The organism is Streptomyces sp. NPDC056296, from assembly GCF_042268605.1.
Classification (GTDB): domain Bacteria; phylum Actinomycetota; class Actinomycetes; order Streptomycetales; family Streptomycetaceae; genus Streptomyces.
Window position 1 is genome coordinate 101,375 of sequence record NZ_JBHJRX010000027.1, and the last position, 17,516, is coordinate 118,890.

Below are 17,516 nucleotides of genomic sequence, written 5' to 3' on the forward strand. Positions count from 1 at the left end.
GCGCCGCCCCGGCCACCCCGGGCATCCGGTGCCCCTGGCAGGCCGACCGGCGTGTATGCACCCTCTCGGCGGTCCTGCAGGCCGGACGGCGGGCGGTCTTGCTGAGCAGCGGCATGACGGCGGCCGCGGTGCTCTGGCTGCGGACGGACGTGCGTGCACCGGTGCCATCACGCGGTGCCCTCGTCGAGGCCAGGGCGGATCCGGGCGGTTCCCGGTTCCTCGTCGCTGTCGTGGGCCGTCTCGCCGCGACAGGCGCGGTCACACTGTGGGGCCCATGATCGGTCGAGAGGGCACGCTTCTGTGGAACGAGTCGGGAGGAAGGGACCGTGACGACGAACGGGCGGCGGGACGTTGAGCGGCTGCACTGTCTGGTGACCGGCGCGTCCGGGTACATCGGCGGACGCCTGGTGCCGGAGCTGCTGGAGGCCGGTCATCGAGTGCGGTGTCTGGTCCGCACACCGGCCAAACTCCGTGACCAGCCGTGGGCGGCCGATGTCGAGAGCGTCCAGGGAGACGTCACCGACCCGGATTCCGTCGCCGAGGCCATGCGTGGTGTCGACGTCGCCTACTACCTGGTGCACGCCCTCGGGTCGGGCGCGGACTTCGAGGACACCGACCGCCGCGCGGCACGCGTCTTCGCCCAGCAGGCGCACGCGGCAGGCATCCGACGGATCGTCTACCTCGGTGGTCTCACTCCGCCGGGCATCCCGGAACGGACACTCTCCCCACACCTGCGTTCACGCGCGGAGGTCGGCCGCGTCTTCCTCGACTCCCCGGTACCCGCCACCGTGCTGCGGGCCGCGGTCGTCATCGGCTCGGGCTCGGCGTCGTTCGAGATGTTGCGCTATCTGACCGAGCGGCTGCCCGTCATGGTGACCCCCAGTTGGGTGCACACCCGCACACAGCCCATCGGGGTCCGCGACGTGCTGCGCTACCTGGTCGGCTCCGCCACCATGCCGGACGAGGTGAACCGGGCCTTCGACATCGGCGGGCCCGACGTGCTCACCTACCGCGAGATGATGCGCCGCTACGCGACCGTCAGCGGACTCCGCCGGCGGCTCATCGTCCCGGTACCGGTGCTCACCCCACGGTTGTCCAGCCACTGGGTCGGCCTTGTGACGCCCGTCCCTGCCTCCATCGCGCGGCCCCTGACGGAGTCGTTGCGTCACGAGGTCGTCTGCCAGGAGCACGACATCGCGCAGTACGTCTCCGATCCTCCGGGCCGTCCCCTACCGTTCGACGAAGCTCTGGCCCTGGCCTTGCGGCGGGTCCGAGAGGCACAGGTCGCCACTCGCTGGTCGTCGGCCTCCGTACCGGGAGCTCCCAGCGATCCCCTGCCCACCGACCCCGACTGGGCCGGCGGCAGTCTGTACCAGGACGAGCGGCAGCTGCCCGTCGACGCGTCTGCGCAGGCGCTGTGGAAGGTGGTGGAGGGAATCGGCGGTGACAACGGCTGGTACTCCTTCCCATTGGCCTGGGCCGTCCGCGGCTGGCTTGACCGGTTCGTCGGTGGTGTCGGCCTGCGCCGAGGGCGACGCGACGCGCAGCGCCTGCGGGTCGGCGACTCACTCGATTTCTGGCGCGTGGAGGAGATCGAGCCGGTGCGACTGCTGCGGCTGCGGGCGGAGATGCGGCTGCCGGGACTGGCATGGCTGGAGATGTACGTCGAGACGGACGAGGGAGGCCGTACCCGCTATCGGCAGCGCGCTCTGTTCCATCCGCGAGGGCTGCTCGGCCACGCCTACTGGTGGTCCGTCTCCCCCTTCCACGCCATCGTCTTCGGCGGCATGGCCCGCAACATCACGCAGGCCGCCGCCAAGGGTCTGAGCGCTCGCAGGAGTGATCAGCGCTTCCCGCGCATCCGGCGCCGCCGTCCCCGACGAAGTGTGGACCACTAGGCACCCGTTCACGCACCACTGCGCCAGGAGTGACGCCATGACCGTCGCGGTCGTCCTGTTCACCTCGGACCTGCGTCTGCACGACCATCCGCCGCTGCACGCGGCGCTGAAGGCGGCGGACGAGGTGGTGCCGCTGTTCGTGCTGGACACCGGGATTCACGCGACGGGCTTCGACGCGCCCAACCGGCGGGCCTTCCTCGCCGACTGCCTGGGCGACCTCGACGCCTCGCTGCGCCGCCGCGGTGGCCGGCTCGTGGTCCGCGCGGGACCGGTGGTCCGGGAGGTCTGCGCGGTCGCCGCCGAGTGCGGGGCCACCGAGGTGCACATGGCCGCGGGCGTCACCGCGTACGCCCACCGCCGTGAGGAGCGGCTGCGCGACGGACTCGGCGACAGTGGTGTGGCACTGCGCGTGCACGAGACGGTGGTCACGGCCCTCGCTCCGGGAGCGGTGACGCCTTCCGGCTCCGACCACTTCGCCGTTTTCACCCCCTACTTCCGCCGCTGGTCCCAGGAGTCACAGCGGAAGCCCCTCCCTGCCCCGCGTACAGTGCGCGTACCCGACGAAGTACGTGGCGAGCCGCTGCCCGACCGCGCGGAGGTCCCCGGCACCTCGCCCGGTCTTCCGTCCGGAGGGGAGACAGCCGGCCGTGACCGGTTCTCGCGGTGGTCGCGGTCCGGACTGTCCCGGTACGAGGACCGCCACGACGACCTCGCGGGTGACGCCACGTCCAGGCTGTCGCCCTATCTCCACTTCGGTGCGCTCTCCCCGGTGGAGCTCGTCCACCGGGCTCGGGGGCACGGCGGGCCCGGCGCGGACGCGTTCGTACGCCAGGTGTGCTGGCGGGACTTCCACCACCAGGTGCTGGCGGCACGGCCCGAGGCATCCGCGAAGGACTACCGCACCCGACACGACCAGTGGCGTGACGAGGATGACGCCGCCGAGGACATCGCCGCATGGCGGGACGGGCGGACGGGATATCCGATCGTCGACGCGGCCATGCGTCAGCTGCGCCACGAGGGCTGGATGCACAACCGCGCGCGGCTGCTGGTGGCGAGCTTCCTGACCAAGACGCTGTACGTCGACTGGCGGATCGGCGCCCGGCACTTCCTGGACCTCCTCGTGGACGGCGACATCGTCAACAACCAGCTCAACTGGCAGTGGGTCGCCGGCACCGGCACCGATACACGCCCCCACCGCGTCCTCAACCCGCTCATCCAGGCCAAGCGGTTCGACCCGGACGGCACCTACGTACGCCGCTGGGTCCCCGAGCTCACGGATGTGGACGGCAACAGGGTGCACGAACCCTGGCGGCTTCCGGCGGAACAGCGCAAGGGACTCGACTACCCGGCCCCACTCATCGACCTCGCCGACGGGCTCGCACGTTTCAAGCACGCCCGCGGCCGCGACTGAGGAGACACCCGTCGTGCACTGGCTCTTCGGCGACCAACTCGGTCCCCACTTCCTCACCCCGGGCGAAGAGGGACCCGGGAGCGACACGCCCCTCCTCATGATCGAGGCACGCTCCGTCTTCCGGCGGCGCCGGTTCCACCGTGCCAAGGCCCACCTCGTACTGTCCGCGATGCGCCACCGCGCGGCCGAACTCGGCGACCGCCTCACGTACGTACGCGCCGACACCTATCGGCAGGGACTGGACCGAGCGACACGTGGGCGCCCGGTCGGCGTCCACCACCCCACCTCGCACGCGGCCCTCCGCCTGGTGCGGGCCCTCCCCCAGGTGACGGTGGGCCCCGCGCGCGGGTTCCTCGTACCGAAGGCCGACTTCGCCACCTGGGCGGACGGGCACGGGGGGAAGCGCCTGCGGCAGGAGGACTTCTACCACTGGGTCCGTCGCGGACACGACCTGCTCATGGACGGCGATCAGCCCGCGGCAGGCCGGTGGAACCTCGACCACGACAACCGCGAGCCCCCGCCCCGCGACAGCACCTCCCTCCAGGTCGGCCGCCCTTACCGGCCCCGCGAGGACGACATCGACGAAGAGGTCCGCCACGACCTCGACCGCTGGGAGCGCGACGGGGACGTCTCCTTCGTCGGACGGGACGGGCCGCGCCTGTTCCCCGCGACCCGCGCGGAGGCGCGACGGGCGCTGCGACGCTTCGTCGAGCACCGGCTCGCCACGTTCGGACCGTACGAGGACGCCATGCTCGCCGCCGACCCGGTCATGAGCCACAGCCTGCTCTCCTCCTCCCTGAACCTCGGCCTGCTCGACCCCGCCGAGTGCGTCGAGCAGGCCGAGAAGGCGTGGCGTGCGGGCCGGGCGCCGCTGAACAGCGTGGAGGGCTTCGTGCGGCAGATCGCGGGCTGGCGCGAGTACGTCTGGCAGCTGTACTGGTACTTCGGTGAGGACTACCGGCGCTCCAACGAGCTTCGGCACACCGCCCCGCTTCCCGGCTGGTGGAACGACCTGGACGCGGACGCCGTCCGGGCGAACTGCCTGCACACCGTTCTGGCGCAGGTACGCGACACGGGGTGGACGCACCACATCCCCCGGCTGATGATCCTCGGAAGTCACGCCCTTCAGCGCGGCTGGGATCCCGCCGCGGTCACGGACTGGTTCCACCGCTGCTTCGTGGACGGCTACGACTGGGTGATGCTCCCCAACGTCGTCGGCATGTCCCAGTACGCCGACGGCGGCCGGATGACGACCAAGCCCTACACGTCGGGCGGCGCCTACGTGAGCCGCATGAGCGACCTGTGCGGCCCCTGCGCCTACCGGCCGGGCGACCGGACCGGCGAGCTTGCGTGCCCGTACACCGCCGGCTACTGGGCCTTCCTCGACCGGCACCGGAAGCGGCTGGCCCGCAACCAGCGCGTCGCCCAGCCGTTGCGGCAACTCGACCGGCTCAGCGACCTCACGGAGGTGCGCGAGCAGGAGCACGCGCGGGGTGACACACCGCCATGAACTCCGCGCCGATGGGCCACTGAGGTGAGTCCGCCCGGCACCGGCGCCGCACCGGGCAGGAATTGGCGCATCCGTATCAGGGCACTCGGCGGAAGCATTGACGTGCGGTTGACCGAGAGTGAGAAGAGGTTGCGTATGCCTGGACTGCCATCGATGGTGGCCCCACCGGCCGAACTCGTCGGCGATCCCCTCACCGCGCCCGACGCGACGGACGCTGTCGGCACCGTTCTCGAGCACGTGCTCGACGAGCGACTACGTCACTCCCGTACCGTCGACCCCGTCTTCGCCCGGGAGCTGGCCGACCGCCTGGCCGCCCTGGTCGAGCGGGGCGGCAAACGGCTGCGCACGGCGTTCACGCACTGCGGCTGGCGCGCCGCGGGCGGGTCGGGCGACACCACCGCGGTGCTGCGGACAGGGGCCGCCCTCGAACTGCTCCAGGCGTGCGCCCTCGTACACGACGACGTGATGGACGATTCACTGCAGCGCAGAGGCGCCCCCGCCCTGCATGTACAACTCGCCCGCAGGCACTGGGCCGCGGGCATGCACGGCTCCTCGGAAGCGTTCGGGACATCGGCCGCCGTGCTCGCCGGCGACCTGGCGCTGGCCTGGGCGGACGACCTGCTGACGGAGACGGCACTCGGTACGCCGCACGGCGCGCGCCTGCACGAGGAGTGGCGGGCGATGCGGACCGAGATGGTCGCCGGACAATACCGCGACCTGCACGCCCAGGCCGCTCGGTCGTCCGCCGTCGACGAAGCGCTGGCCATCGCCACCCTGAAGAGTGCCCTGTACACCGTCGCCCGGCCCCTCGCGCTGGGCGCGTCGCTGGCCGGAGCCGACGAGCGGGTGCTGGAGGCGCTGCGCGCTGCCGGCCGATGTGCCGGGCTGGCCTTCCAGCTCCGTGACGACCTCCTCGGCGCCTTCGGCGACCCGGCACTGACCGGCAAGCCGGCAGGCGACGACCTGCGGTCCCGCAAACTCACCTACCTGCTCGCCGTCGCCCTCCAACTCGCCGACGCCGCCGACGATCACCAGGCCGCCGAGGCGCTGGCTCCGGACGCGGACCCGGGGTCCGAGTACGCCGTGCAGCGGGTGCGGGCGGCCTTGGAGCGCACCGGCGCCCGGGATCTGGTGGAGGAGAAGATCGCGGAGCTGACGGACCTGAGCCTGGGGCACTTCGAGCGCGCCGGCGCGCATCCGGCCGTACGGCACGAGTTCGCCGTGCTGGTCTCGCGTGCGACGGGCGTGGCCCCGCACCGGACGGAGGAGGTCGCGTGAAGAGGGTGTCGGGGCCGACCGACCATGTCGTCGTGGTGGGTGCCGGGCTGTCCGGACTGGCCTGTGCCCTGCACCTGCTGGGCGCGGGCCGACGGGTCACCGTGGTCGAACGGGACACCGGTCCCGGCGGCCGGGCCGGCCGCGTGCGCCTGGGCGGCTACGAGATGGACACCGGTCCCACGGTGCTGACCATGCCGCATCTGGCCGACGAGGCGTTCGCCGCCGTCGGGGACAGCCTCCACCGCCGCGTCGAGCTGACGGCTCTGGATCCGGCCTACCGGGCATGCTTCGCGGACGGGTCCTCGCTCGACGTACACACCGACGGCGAGGCGATGGAGGCGGAAGTACGGCGCTTCGCCGGACCGGCGGCGGCGGCCGGCTACCGCGAGCTGCGGCAGTGGCTGGAGCGCCTGTACCGGGCGCAGATGCGCCGCTTCATCGACACGAACTTCGACTCCCCCTTCCAGCTCCTGCACCCGGATCTGGCGAGGCTGGCGGCGCTGGGCGGGTTCGGACGGCTGGACGGCCGCATCGGCCGCTTCATCGCCGACGACCGTTTGCGCCGCGTGTTCTCCTTCCAGGCGTTGTACGCCGGCGTCGCACCGGCCCGCGCGCTCGCGGCCTATGCGGTGATCGCGTACATGGACACCGTGGCCGGCGTCTGGTTCCCGAAGGGCGGCATGCACGCACTCCCCCGTGCCATGGCCGACGCGGCGGCGGAAGCCGGTGCCGATCTGCGCTGGACCGCCGAAGTGAGCGCACTGGAGCGCTCGGCAGGCCGCGTCCGTGCCGTTCGCCTGGCCTCCGGCGAGCGCATCCCCTGCGACGCGGTGGTGCTGACATGCGAGCTGCCCGCTGCCTACGAGCTGCTGGGACGCCGGCCGCGGCGGCCGGCACGGCTGCGCCACTCACCGTCCGCAGTGATCCTGCACGCGGGGACCGACCGCACCTGGCCGCACCTCGCGCACCACACGATCTCCTTCGGCGCCGCGTGGGAGCGCACGTTCGACGAGCTGACCCGTACGGGCGAGCTGATGAGCGACCCCTCGCTGCTGATCACCCGCCCCACCGCACACGATCCCGCCCTGGCGCCACCGGGACGCCACCTCCACTACGTCCTCGCCCCCTGTCCCAACACCGCCGTCGGTCCCGCAGCCGCCACGTGGCGAGAGCTCGGCCCGCGCTACCGCGACCGTCTGGTCGGCGAACTCGAACGCAGAGGGATGGACGGGTTCGCGGACAGCGTCCAGGAAGAGCTCCTGGTGACCCCCCTCGACTGGGCGGCGCAGGGCCATGCCGCCGGCAGCCCCTTCTCCGTCTCCCACACGTTCGCGCAGACCGGACCGTTCCGCCCGCGCAACCTCGTACGGGGACTGGACAACGTCGTACTCGCGGGGTGCGGGACGACGCCGGGCGTCGGCGTACCGACCGTCCTGATCAGCGGCAAACTCGCCGCCGCGCGCGTCACCGGCGGCACCGGCCCCCGGCCCGCACGGGCGCGCCCGCCCCTGACCGCAGCCGACCCCTCTCCCGTACCGGCCCCGGCAGGTGCTGATGAGCCGTCGTGAACTGGACGCGGCCGGGATCACCGATCCCGCGCTGCGCGCCGCCTACACCCAGTGCCGACGGCTCAACGCCCGCCACGGCAAGACCTATTTCCTGGCCACCCGTCTGCTGCCGGTCGAACGCCGCTCGGCCGTGCACGCCCTGTACGGCTTCGCCCGCTGGGCCGACGACATCGTGGACGACCTCGACCGGCACCAGACGCCCGAGGAGCGCGACCGGCTGCTGCGCCTCCTGGAGAGCGACCTCGCGAGCGGGCTGCGCACGGGGGCCGGCGACGAACCGGTGGTCCGAGCCGTCGCCGACACCGCCGACCGGTACGACATCGGGCATGTGCTCTTCGCCGACTTCCTGTCCTCGATGCGCGCCGACCTGACCGTCACCGACTACCCGACCTATGCCGACCTTCAGGCGTACGTGCATGGTTCCGCCGCGGTGATCGGCCTGCAGATGCTGCCGGTCCTCGGTACGGTTACGCCCCGCCAGGAGGCGGCCCCGCACGCGGCAGCGCTCGGGGTGGCGTTCCAACTCACCAACTTCCTGCGGGACGTGGGCGAGGATCTCGACCGGGGCCGTGTCTACCTGCCCGGTGACCTGCTGGCCGCCCACGGTGTGGACAGGCCGCTCCTGGAGTGGAGCCGGCGCACCGGGCGTCGCGACGCGCGGATCCGTGCCGCTCTCGTCGCAGCGGAGGCCATGACGCGGGACGTCTATCGGACGGCGGAGCCGGGCATCGCCATGCTCGATCCGCGGGTGCGTCCCTGTATCCGCGCCGCGTTCACCCTCTACGGCGGGATTCTCGACGCGATCGCGGAGCAGGACTACACCGTGCTGCATCGTCGTGCGGTGGTGTCACGTCGGCGTCGTGCGGCCACCGCCGCGGCCGGTGTGCTGCGGGTGGCCGGTGCCCGGTGGCGCGCTCGTCCCCCGCTCCCAGCGGCTGCGGCGGGCGGTTCGGCAGTCGAGTGGGAGGGACCTGTGCGATGAGTGGGCGAATGGGCGGGAAGCGCTGGTCGCCACCGTTGCGGCGTCGGGATTCCGGCCCGGACTGGGCGGCGCAGACACCGACCTGGCGTCAGGCCCGGGCGGCACTCATCGCCGACGCGCTGGGGCGGGCGTCCGCCCGACCGTCCGGCAACTGGTTCGTGGTCGGGGCTTCCCGGGACGTGCGCGCGGGCGACCGCCCCTGTGGAAGGACGGTCGGTGGTGTGGAAGTCGTGCTCTGGCGCTCGGACGGTGGTGAGCTGCGTGCGGGGCCCGGCGTCTGTCCGCACCTCGGCGCTCCGCTGCGCGACAGCCGGGTGGTGTGCGGCACGCTGGTGTGCCATTGGCACGGCCTCGCCCTGGACGGTTCTCCGTCCGCCGGCTGGCAGCCGTTCCCCGTGCACGACGACGGCGTGCTGGTCTGGGTACGGCTGGACCAGGTGGGTGACGAGGAGCCCACTGAGCGACCTGTGGTGCCCGTGCGGCCCACGGCGGGCAGCGGGGTGGACGCGGTCTTCACGGCGGTGGGAGGGTGCGAACCGCAGGACGTGGTGGCCAACCGCCTCGATCCGTGGCACGGCTCGTGGTTCCACCCGTACTCCTTCGTCGACCTGTCGGTCGTGCGGGAGCCGCAGGGCGACGAGGACGACGCCTTCGTCGTCGACGTCTCCTTCCGGGTGGCCGGGCGCCTGGTGGTCCCGGTGCGGGCCGAGTTCACCGCGCCGGAGCCGCGCACGGTCGTCATGCGCATCACCGACGGTGAGGGCGCCACCTCTGTGGTGGAGACACACGCGACGCCGCTGACCGGGCTGAACCACGATCGTCCGCGCACCGCCGTGGTCGAGGCGATCGTCGCCGCGTCGGACCGGCCCGGATTCGCCCTCGTCCGGGCGGCCGCCCCCGTGCTGCGCCCGCTGATGCGGCGTACGGCCGGGCGCCTGTGGCGCGACGACCTGGCCTACGCCGAACGGCGCTGGACGCTGCGCAGCACCGGGCGGTTCCCCGGTTGACCGGGCTCCGGTGGCCTCCCCGCCCGGCGCGCGGGAGGCCACCGGTCAGCGGGACGGGCGGCGTCCCGCGACTGCCCCGAGCGCCCTCAGCAACGGTGAACGGCCCGACCGAGGGACTGTCCACAGCACTTGTCCCCGTACACCCCAGTCGGCGAGCAGGGCGTTCGCGGCCAGGAAGCCGGTGGTGGCGGCTCGTTCCATGAGGGCGACGGGCAGGTCGCAGCGGATCGCGTCACCGGCCAGGGTCAGCCACGAGTGGGGGGTGCGCACAGTCGGACGCAGGTGGTGGGAACCGACCTCGAAGAACGGGCAGTCCGAGCGCCACTCGTGCCGGGCGTCGACGACGCGGGCGTCGCGGGTCTCCGGGTACACCTGGTGCAGCCGGTCGACGAGCATGTCCTGCACCTTTTTCGGTTCCGCCGCGGGATCGACGGCGTAGGCGTGCAGTTCCACGACCGAGCCCCCGGTTCGCGCGGCCCAGCGGGCGGCCTCGCCTTCGTACCGCTCCAGGGTGCTGATGTTGTCCAGCCCGCCGTAGCCGCTGGTGCCGAGGAATCCGGGCCGGTCGGCGCGGACCGGACGGTCGAGCCAGAGCCGGGAGACGAGGAACGGCGGCGCGGTGCGCAGTGCGGCGATGCGGTCACGCCAGCCGGAGGTGCCCAGGCCGGATGACGCGACGACGGTCTGTCGCAGTCCCCCGGTGTCGAGAGCGAGCACCACGGCCTGGTGGCGGTCGGTGCCGGCGTCGGTGTGCACGTCCGCTCCTCCGCCGTGGTGGGGGCGGACGGCGTGCACGGAGGTGTCGGTGCGCACGTCCGCCCCGAGGCGCTGTAGGTAGTCGCCGAGCGGATCCCACAGCGCCTGGGGGAAGGGCTCGCTCGGTACGTCGAAGAGCAGGCCCTCGGCCGATCCGAGGAAGTAGATGTGGAACATCAGCAGGAGTTCGGCGGCGGACAGTTCGCGCGGGTCTGCGAAGAAGCTGCGCGAGAACACCTCGAAGGCCAGGTGGTGGGCGGCTTCCGGGAAGCGCACGCTGTCCAGGAAGGCGGTGGCGGTGACGTCGTCGAAGCGTTCGTACACCTCGGGCACGCGCACGTCGAGGAGCGGGAGCGCGGCCCGGGCGTCCATGGCGGCCAGGTCCCGCCAGCCGAAGGTGGGGCTGAGGGCGACGAATCCGAGGGCGCTGAAGGGTGGGGTCCGCGGGACGCGGGCGAAGCTGTCGGTCAGGCCGCCACTGTGCCGCAGGGGGTAGTCGGGCAGTGGAGTGAGCCGCTCCAGGGCGGGGTCGGTGCGACGGAGCAGGCCGCGAAGGTTGTAGTACTGGCGGAAGAAGGCGTGGAACCCGCGGGTCATGGTCACCGGAGAACCGTCCACCAGCGTGGTGCGCCGGCCGGCCAGCCGACCGCCCAGGGAGCCTTCCTTCTCGTACAGGGTCACGCGGGCGCCGCGTTCGGCCAGCAGGGTGGCCGCGGCCAGGCCGGCGATTCCGCCGCCGATCACCGCGACGGACGGCTCGTCGCCGCGCCGGAAGCGCTCCGCGCCGGCTGCGGGGAGCAGGGTCTCGGCCCTGCGGTCGCGGCCCCGTCGGGCTGTGGGAGTGCGGTGGGCGGTCACCGTGCGGGCTCCCTGGTCGTGAGCGAGCCGCCGTTGCGCGCGAGGAAGGTGTGCACGATGCCCGTCTGCCATCCGGCGACGGGTGCGACCCGTACCGAGGTCAGGCCGGCTCGCGCCAGCCGGGCGGCGAACGCGGGGGCGGTGTCGAAGGCGATGACACTGTGCCAGAGATGGCGGTACAGGACACGGTCGCCGGTGAACGTGCCGGCGGGAATGACGAGCCCGTGGCACACAGCCGTCCACAGCGCCCGGTGCACCCGCGAGCCGCTGAGGCTGTACTCGTGGGCGGCGAAACGCCCGTCCGGCCGCAGCAGAGTCCGAACGGTCTCCAGGACCGCGTCCGGGTCGGTGACGTTCCGGAACAAGTAAGCGGCGAAGACCGCGTCGAAGGGGCCTTCACCGGCCGTCACGAGCTCCTCGGCGGTCAGGTGGAGGAAGCGCACGCGTGCGGGCCACGGCTTGGCCAGTGCGCGGCGCAGCATGCCCGCCGACGCGTCCACGGCCGTGATCCGGGCGCGGGGGGCGGCCTTGAGCAGGGCCCGGGTGGAGACGCCGGTGCCGCATCCGAGGTCGAGAAGGTGCAGTCCGGCACCGTCGTCGGGGAGCCCTAGACGGCGGGCCGAGCGCAGGAGGTCGGTGCGGTAGCCGGGATTGAGGGCGATGAGGTTGTCGTAGGTGTGGGAGGCGTGGTCGAAGGCGCGGGCCAGGTCGTGGTCGCGCAGGAGGCTCATCGGTGGTTCTCTCCGATTCTCGCTGTGGGGCGGGAGCGGCGGGGCAGGAAAGGAAGTTCGACCGCTGTGGCGAGCATCGGCCGGACGGGGGTGCGCAGCCCGATGCTCCACTCCTCCCGGACCGAGGTCGCGCCGTCGAGGAAGCGCAGCAGGCGCTCGGTCGGGACACGGCGGAACAGGTCGGTGAAGAAGGCCGAGCCGTCGATCCGCCCGGTGTCCAGAGCACGCAGCAGTATCGCGTCCATGGCCAGCGCCCGCCGTCCGTGGGGTGCGGGCGGGACGGTCCCGTGCCCGTCACGCAGGGCGGCGGCGATGGCTCTGCTCTGTCGTTGCACCGCGGCGAAGGTGTATCCGGTGGCCGGGCGAGTGGCGCCGCCCGCGGTCCCGATACGGAACACGGCGGACCCGGCCCGTCGCGCGAAGCGGGCGTCGGTCATGGGGATGATCCCTTGCTCCGTCCGCTCCACCGTGAGCGCGCCGAGCCCGAGGATGTCGCGGCAGTAGTCACCGAGTGCCGACTCGTACGCCTCGGTGGTCAGCGCGCTGCCGGAGAACTCGGTGTACTCCACGAGCGCCCGGTCCCGGGCCAGCGGCAGGACGTAGCCGAAGGCGAGCCCGTGTGCCGGCTGGGGGACCCGGAAGTCCATCAGGTCCGCGACGGCGGGATCGAATCGGTCGGTGTCGGTGCGCACGAACCAGCCGCGGAAGTGCTGCAGCAACCGCGTGCGCGCCGGCGGCAGGGCGGGCAGCGGCCGCGAGTCGAACACACGCCGGGCGCGCAGTGTCAGGGACCAGCCCCCCGGCAGCGTGCACCGGACCTCCGCTCCCTGGGGCACGTCGCGCACCGATTCCACCGTCGCACGCAGAACACGTCCGCCGTCCGAACGGGCCAGACGGCCATGGACCATGCGTTCCAAGTCGGTGGAGCGCACCATGCGGTAGGTGAACGGGGCCGGTTCGACGGTGACCGGGCGGCCGTCGGCGCCGTGCACACGCAGCAGGGGCCAGGACGCGCTGACGGCCTCTTCGAGATCGTCGACGCCCGCGTCCCAGTAACACCAGGTCCGTTCCGCGGGGCGCGGTGGACCGTCCGGCGGCTCGATCACGGTCACGGTGGCGGCGCCGGTCTCCGTCAGCCGGTGCGCGAGGCTGAGGCCGGCGGCGCCACCGCCGACGACGACGATGTCGGACGCTTCGGCGGAGCGGGGGGTCATCGTGCTCGCCGTTCGACGACGGGCGTTCCGTCCGGGCGCGTGCGCAGCAGCTCGGCGTCCGCCGCCAGCGCGTCCGCGACGGCACCGGCCACCTGACGCGGGTCTCCGCCCCCGGGCAGCGGCGGCGCCGTGCCCGCCACCGGACGTTGGGCGAAGCCGGTGTCGAGATGTCCCGGCCGGACGTCCAGTACCCCGATACCGGCGCTTCTCGCTTCACGGCGTACGGCGTCCAGCCAGGCGCTCAACGCGGCTTTGGATGCGCTGTAGTCGGCCATCCGGGGTTGCGGTCGCTCGGCCACCACGCCGGTTACGGCGGCGATCGCGGAACCGGGTCGCAAGATGCCGAGCGCGGCGCGGAAGAACGCCGCGGGAGCGAGGCAGTTGACCGCCATCAGGTGCTCCGCGACTTCGTCACCGACCTCCTGCGCCGCGCCGAAGGCCACCGATCCGAATGCGATGACGACGGCGTCCAGCCCTTCGAGGACAGCCGACGTGTCGCGCACGGCCCGAGCGCACGACTCTGGATCGTAGGCGTCGAAGCGAGCGGTCGGGGCGCCCGGATACGGCCGTGCGGCGTGCGCCAGGCGGCTCGGGTCGCGTCCGGCGAGGGCCACCCGGGCACCACGGTCGGCCAGTTCGGCGGTGATCGCACCACCCAGCACTCCAGTGGCACCAGCCACAAGGACACGGGCACCGCTCAGTTCCACGTTGCGCTCCTGAGTACAGATCCTGGATACAGATCCTGAATACCGAACCGACGACATCATCCGATCGATCGCACTTCGGGCCCCGGGCGCTCCGTGGATGCGGCCGGTCACGACTGGCTCCCGGCGTCATCTCTGCCGCTCAAGGTCGGCATGCACCTCCCGCGCGGCACGCGCACCCGACGCCAGGGCGCCCTGCACCGATCCGGTCGCCCGGTGGTCCCCGCACACGTACCTGCCCGCGCCGAGGCGGGTGGTGCGGCTCAGCGGCCAGGGCGGAAGCATCGCCGGCAGCGCACCCTCGACCGTACGGGCGGCGACCTGCCGCCAGCCGCTCGTGTCGGTGCCGTACAACTCGGCCAGACGCCGGAGCACCGCCTCCGCCCTGCCGGGGCGGTCGGTTCCCAGTACGGAGGTGGAGATCAGCCCGGTGCCCGGCGGCGCGTAGGTGGGAGCGACCTCGCTGAGTACGCAGGTGTTCAGGATCGCTCCGGTGCTGTCCACCATCAGGGTCGGTTCGGCCATCGGTGTGCCGTCGGAGGCGTGGTAGTAGGTCGTGACGGTGCGTGTGTCCGGCACGGTCAGGTCCGGCAGCAGGCGGGTGGCGGCCGTCGGGCCCGTCGCCACCACGACGGTCCGGGCCGGCACCTCTCTCCCGTCCTCCAGCAGCACTCCGGTGTCGGTGATCTCCGCGACGGGCGTGCCGAGTCGCAGCACGCCGTCGGGCAGGCCGTCGGCGAGCTGGGCGGGTACGGCGCCGATGCCTTCCGCCGGCAGGCACAGGGATCCTCGCACCATGCTCCGCCAGACCAGGTGGAAGAAGCGCGCGGAGGTTTCCAGCCGGTCCTCCAGGAACACACCGGACAGAAACGGCCGCAGGATCTCTGCGATCACCGCGTCCGACACTCCCGCCCGGGTCAGGGCCGCCGAAGTGGGAACGTCCCGGCGTCGTCCGGCGACGGAAGCGGGCAGAACGGCGTCCTGCGCGGTGAGCGCCGCCAGCGCTGCCAGGTCGCGGGCCGAGAAGACCCGCCCCGGCAGCAGAGCCCCTGCCGCGCCGGGCTCCCGCGTCGGGTCGGCGAGACGGACCGGCCCTCTCGGTGTGTGTGCGATGACGCCCGCGGTGAACGGTCGCAGTCGCAGGCTCTGCAGGCGCAGGCGTTGCTTCACCTGCGGATACGAGGTGTTGAACACCTGAAATCCACGATCCAGCAGGAATCCGTCTCGCCGGTCCGTGCGCATGCGGCCGCCCACGCCGTCGGACGCCTCCAGCAGGGCCACCCGCCGGCCGGCACGGCCCAGGTCCAGCGCGCACGCCAGGCCGGCCAGGCCGGCACCGACGACGACGGCGTTCGGTGCCCCGCGGTGTTCATCGCTCATGCTGCTCTCCGGTCGACGCGGTACCTGTGGCGCACGAAAGTCGGGGCCGTTCCCGCCCTTCGCCCCGGCCAGTACCCGGAACACACCGACACAGGCCCCTGACCGACGTGGCACCGAGCAGCGGCCGATCGACACCGAGTGGTGCAGCCGCGACCGCCGGTCCAGCGGACCATGTTCCACCGGCTGATGCCAGGCGCCACGGCCAAGGCCCCGGACGGCCGAACGTCACCGGGCGATGAGCGGCTCCAGGGTGGCGACGGCCTCGGCCAGTCCCGCCGGACGCGCCAGGCCGGCCACCGTCTGTCCCGCCCAGCCCGGTCCGAGGGTCAGGACGACCGGCCTGCGACGAGCGCCTCGTACGCCCCACTCCATGCCGGCCACGTGCTGGGCCAGGGGCCTGCTGGCGGTGGTACGGGACTGCGCCCACAGCCCCACCGCGGCCGGTCCGGTCCTGCGCACCGCGGCGACGAGCGACTCGACGGGCAGGGCACCGCCGAACATGCGCACCGGTACACCCCTCTCCGTCAGCGCCGCGGACAGCACTTCCAGCGGCAGTGTGTGGTTCTCCCCCGGCACGCAGGCGAGCACCGTGGTGGCGCCCGGACGATCGGCGACCGTGGGGGGCGCGGTGCGCCGCAGCGCACCGGAGACGTGCCAGGAGAGGAAGTGCTCGACCTCGACGTACTTCTCCCCTGACGTCTCCCAATTACGACCGACGGCCTGGAGCGTCGGTACGATCACCTCGGTCCACGCTGCGACCAGTCCATGCTCGGCGATCGCGGTGAGCAGCAGGTCGTCCAGTGCGGCGGCATCCAGGCGCAGGGCGGCCCGGGCGATCCCCCTGCACTCCTGACGTACGTCGCCGAGCCGCAGCCCGCTCCCCGCCCGGCTGCTGCCACGGGCCGGCGACTGCGGTGCCCCTTCGGACGTCCGTCTGCGCGGGGCCGCCGACACTGGCTCCCCGCTGAGCGCCAGGCGCGCGGCCTCGGCCGGCGGCAGTCCGGTCGCCGTCCATGCGCACATCCGCTCCAGCCGCGCCACGTCCCCCGCAGTCCAGCGCCGGTGTCGGCCGCCTGTGTGCGCCTCGGGGCCGAGCCCGTACCGGCGGTCCCACGTACGCACAGTGGTGGGTGCCACCCCCAGGCGCCGGGCCACCTCGCCGGTGGTCAGCCCGCCGACCTGGGGGCCGCCCTCGCCACCCCGGTCCTCGCCCTTCCCAGTACTCGCGCTCATCCCTCCACTGTACGACGCACAAGCGACGCATGTTGCATGCGTCGTTTGTGCGTCCAAGACTGGAAGCACGCGCACGGCAGCCACACACCAGGCACACCGAAGAACTTGCCGTTCGGCGGACGCCCGTTTGTCCCCGCACGACACACGGCAGGAGGAATCAGGCCATGAACACGAACGCGCGAACGACCACCGACCTCGTCCCGCCCGTGGAAGAAACGCGGTACGAGGAGGATCTGGCCCGTGGCCTGGTCGCCGCCGACGAGGAAGCGTTCGCGGCCATCTACCGGCGCTGGGGCTCGCTCGTCCACACCATGGCCTCCCGGTCCCTCGGCGACACCCACGAAGCCGAGGACGTGACCCAGCAGGTCTTCGTCGGTGCCTGGCGCGGGCGGCACGGTTTCCGGCCGGAGCGGGGCGCGCTCGGCGCCTGGCTGGTCGGCATCACGCGCCGCAAGATCATCGACGCCTTGGCGGCCAGGACGAGGCGTCTGGCCCTGGTCGACTCGGCGACACATGCCGCTACGCCCGCCGGGTTCGTCCAGGCCGCACCGGACGACGTACTGGACCGCGTGCTGCTCGTCGAGGCCCTGTCCCATCTGCCTCACGCCCAGCGAGAAGTGCTGTGCATGGCCTTCTACGAGGACCTGACGCAGGTACAGATCGCGGAACGCACCGGCGTCCCCCTGGGAACGGTCAAGAGTCACGCGCGCCGCGGCCTGCACCGGCTGCGCCTGGTGATCGACCAGGGAAGCGCGCACGACACGGACATCTGACCAGATCAAGGGAGCGAACTCACTAGCTGTATTGACCCGCGGGGTTGTTCACGCGGCTGATCGGTGGCTGGCCGCCGAGTGCGGTGTGGCAGCGGTGGTGGTTGTAGGTGTGCAGGAATGTGAGCGATCATGAAATTCCTCAGGCAGGGCGGGTTCTGCGTCACGTAATTCCCCACCCCCGCGGTCACGTAATTCCCCATGGGGACGACGGAC

14 protein-coding genes are annotated in these 17,516 nt (G+C 72.5%); 8 read left to right on the top strand and 6 right to left on the bottom strand.

The window, feature by feature from the left end:
* Nucleotides 1-326 precede the first annotated feature (326 nt).
* The 7 genes from ACFCZF_RS21135 (at nucleotide 327) to ACFCZF_RS21165 (ending at nucleotide 9,654) form a co-directional block, all read left to right on the top strand.
* Nucleotides 327-1,898, top strand: coding sequence for an SDR family oxidoreductase (locus tag ACFCZF_RS21135; protein ID WP_375915675.1), 1,572 nt, complete (start codon nucleotides 327-329; stop codon nucleotides 1,896-1,898).
* A gap of 37 nt (nucleotides 1,899-1,935) precedes the next feature.
* Nucleotides 1,936-3,309: a cryptochrome/photolyase family protein gene (locus ACFCZF_RS21140; protein WP_376672951.1), complete on the top strand. Its 1,374-nt coding sequence runs from the start codon at nucleotides 1,936-1,938 to the stop codon at nucleotides 3,307-3,309.
* Between the two features lie 13 nt (nucleotides 3,310-3,322).
* Nucleotides 3,323-4,819 (top strand): cryptochrome/photolyase family protein, encoded by a 1,497-nt coding sequence (locus tag ACFCZF_RS21145; protein ID WP_375915681.1) that lies wholly within the window; start codon nucleotides 3,323-3,325, stop codon nucleotides 4,817-4,819.
* Nucleotides 4,820-4,954: 135 nt separating this feature from the next.
* Nucleotides 4,955-6,097, top strand: a complete 1,143-nt coding sequence (locus tag ACFCZF_RS21150) for a polyprenyl synthetase family protein (protein WP_376672952.1) — start codon at nucleotides 4,955-4,957, stop codon at nucleotides 6,095-6,097.
* Nucleotides 6,094-7,665: a phytoene desaturase gene (locus ACFCZF_RS21155; RefSeq protein ID WP_376672953.1), complete on the top strand. Its 1,572-nt coding sequence runs from the start codon at nucleotides 6,094-6,096 to the stop codon at nucleotides 7,663-7,665. Before ACFCZF_RS21150 ends, ACFCZF_RS21155 begins: the two co-directional genes overlap by 4 nt.
* Nucleotides 7,652-8,647: a phytoene/squalene synthase family protein gene (locus ACFCZF_RS21160; protein ID WP_375915688.1), complete on the top strand. Its 996-nt coding sequence runs from the start codon at nucleotides 7,652-7,654 to the stop codon at nucleotides 8,645-8,647. Before ACFCZF_RS21155 ends, ACFCZF_RS21160 begins: the two co-directional genes overlap by 14 nt.
* Nucleotides 8,644-9,654 (top strand): DUF5914 domain-containing protein, encoded by a 1,011-nt coding sequence (locus ACFCZF_RS21165; protein WP_376672954.1) that lies wholly within the window; start codon nucleotides 8,644-8,646, stop codon nucleotides 9,652-9,654. The genes ACFCZF_RS21160 and ACFCZF_RS21165 overlap by 4 nt, the downstream gene beginning before the upstream one ends.
* Before the next feature lie 45 nt (nucleotides 9,655-9,699).
* Here ACFCZF_RS21165 and ACFCZF_RS21170 read toward each other — a convergent pair whose 3' ends face one another.
* The 6 genes from ACFCZF_RS21170 to ACFCZF_RS21195 form a co-directional block, all read right to left on the bottom strand.
* Entirely contained in the window at nucleotides 9,700-11,268 is a 1,569-nt protein-coding gene (locus ACFCZF_RS21170; RefSeq protein ID WP_376672955.1) for an FAD-dependent oxidoreductase, read from the bottom strand.
* On the bottom strand, nucleotides 11,265-11,999 hold the full coding sequence (locus ACFCZF_RS21175; protein ID WP_375915697.1) for a methyltransferase domain-containing protein: 735 nt from the start codon (nucleotides 11,997-11,999) through the stop codon (nucleotides 11,265-11,267). The genes ACFCZF_RS21170 and ACFCZF_RS21175 overlap by 4 nt, the downstream gene beginning before the upstream one ends.
* Nucleotides 11,996-13,213, bottom strand: coding sequence for a lycopene cyclase family protein (locus ACFCZF_RS21180; RefSeq protein ID WP_376672956.1), 1,218 nt, complete (start codon nucleotides 13,211-13,213; stop codon nucleotides 11,996-11,998). Before ACFCZF_RS21180 ends, ACFCZF_RS21175 begins: the two co-directional genes overlap by 4 nt.
* Nucleotides 13,210-13,920, bottom strand: coding sequence for an SDR family NAD(P)-dependent oxidoreductase (locus ACFCZF_RS21185; protein WP_376672957.1), 711 nt, complete (start codon nucleotides 13,918-13,920; stop codon nucleotides 13,210-13,212). Before ACFCZF_RS21185 ends, ACFCZF_RS21180 begins: the two co-directional genes overlap by 4 nt.
* Before the next feature lie 126 nt (nucleotides 13,921-14,046).
* Complete coding sequence (locus ACFCZF_RS21190) at nucleotides 14,047-15,297, bottom strand: NAD(P)/FAD-dependent oxidoreductase (protein ID WP_376672958.1); 1,251 nt, start codon at nucleotides 15,295-15,297, stop codon at nucleotides 14,047-14,049.
* 225 nt (nucleotides 15,298-15,522) lie between these two features.
* Entirely contained in the window at nucleotides 15,523-16,530 is a 1,008-nt protein-coding gene (locus tag ACFCZF_RS21195) for a MerR family transcriptional regulator (protein ID WP_376672959.1), read from the bottom strand.
* Between the two features lie 164 nt (nucleotides 16,531-16,694).
* On the opposite strand from ACFCZF_RS21195, the gene ACFCZF_RS21200 reads away from it, so the two are divergent.
* Entirely contained in the window at nucleotides 16,695-17,303 is a 609-nt protein-coding gene (locus ACFCZF_RS21200) for a sigma-70 family RNA polymerase sigma factor (protein WP_376672960.1), read from the top strand.
* Nucleotides 17,304-17,516 lie beyond the last annotated feature (213 nt).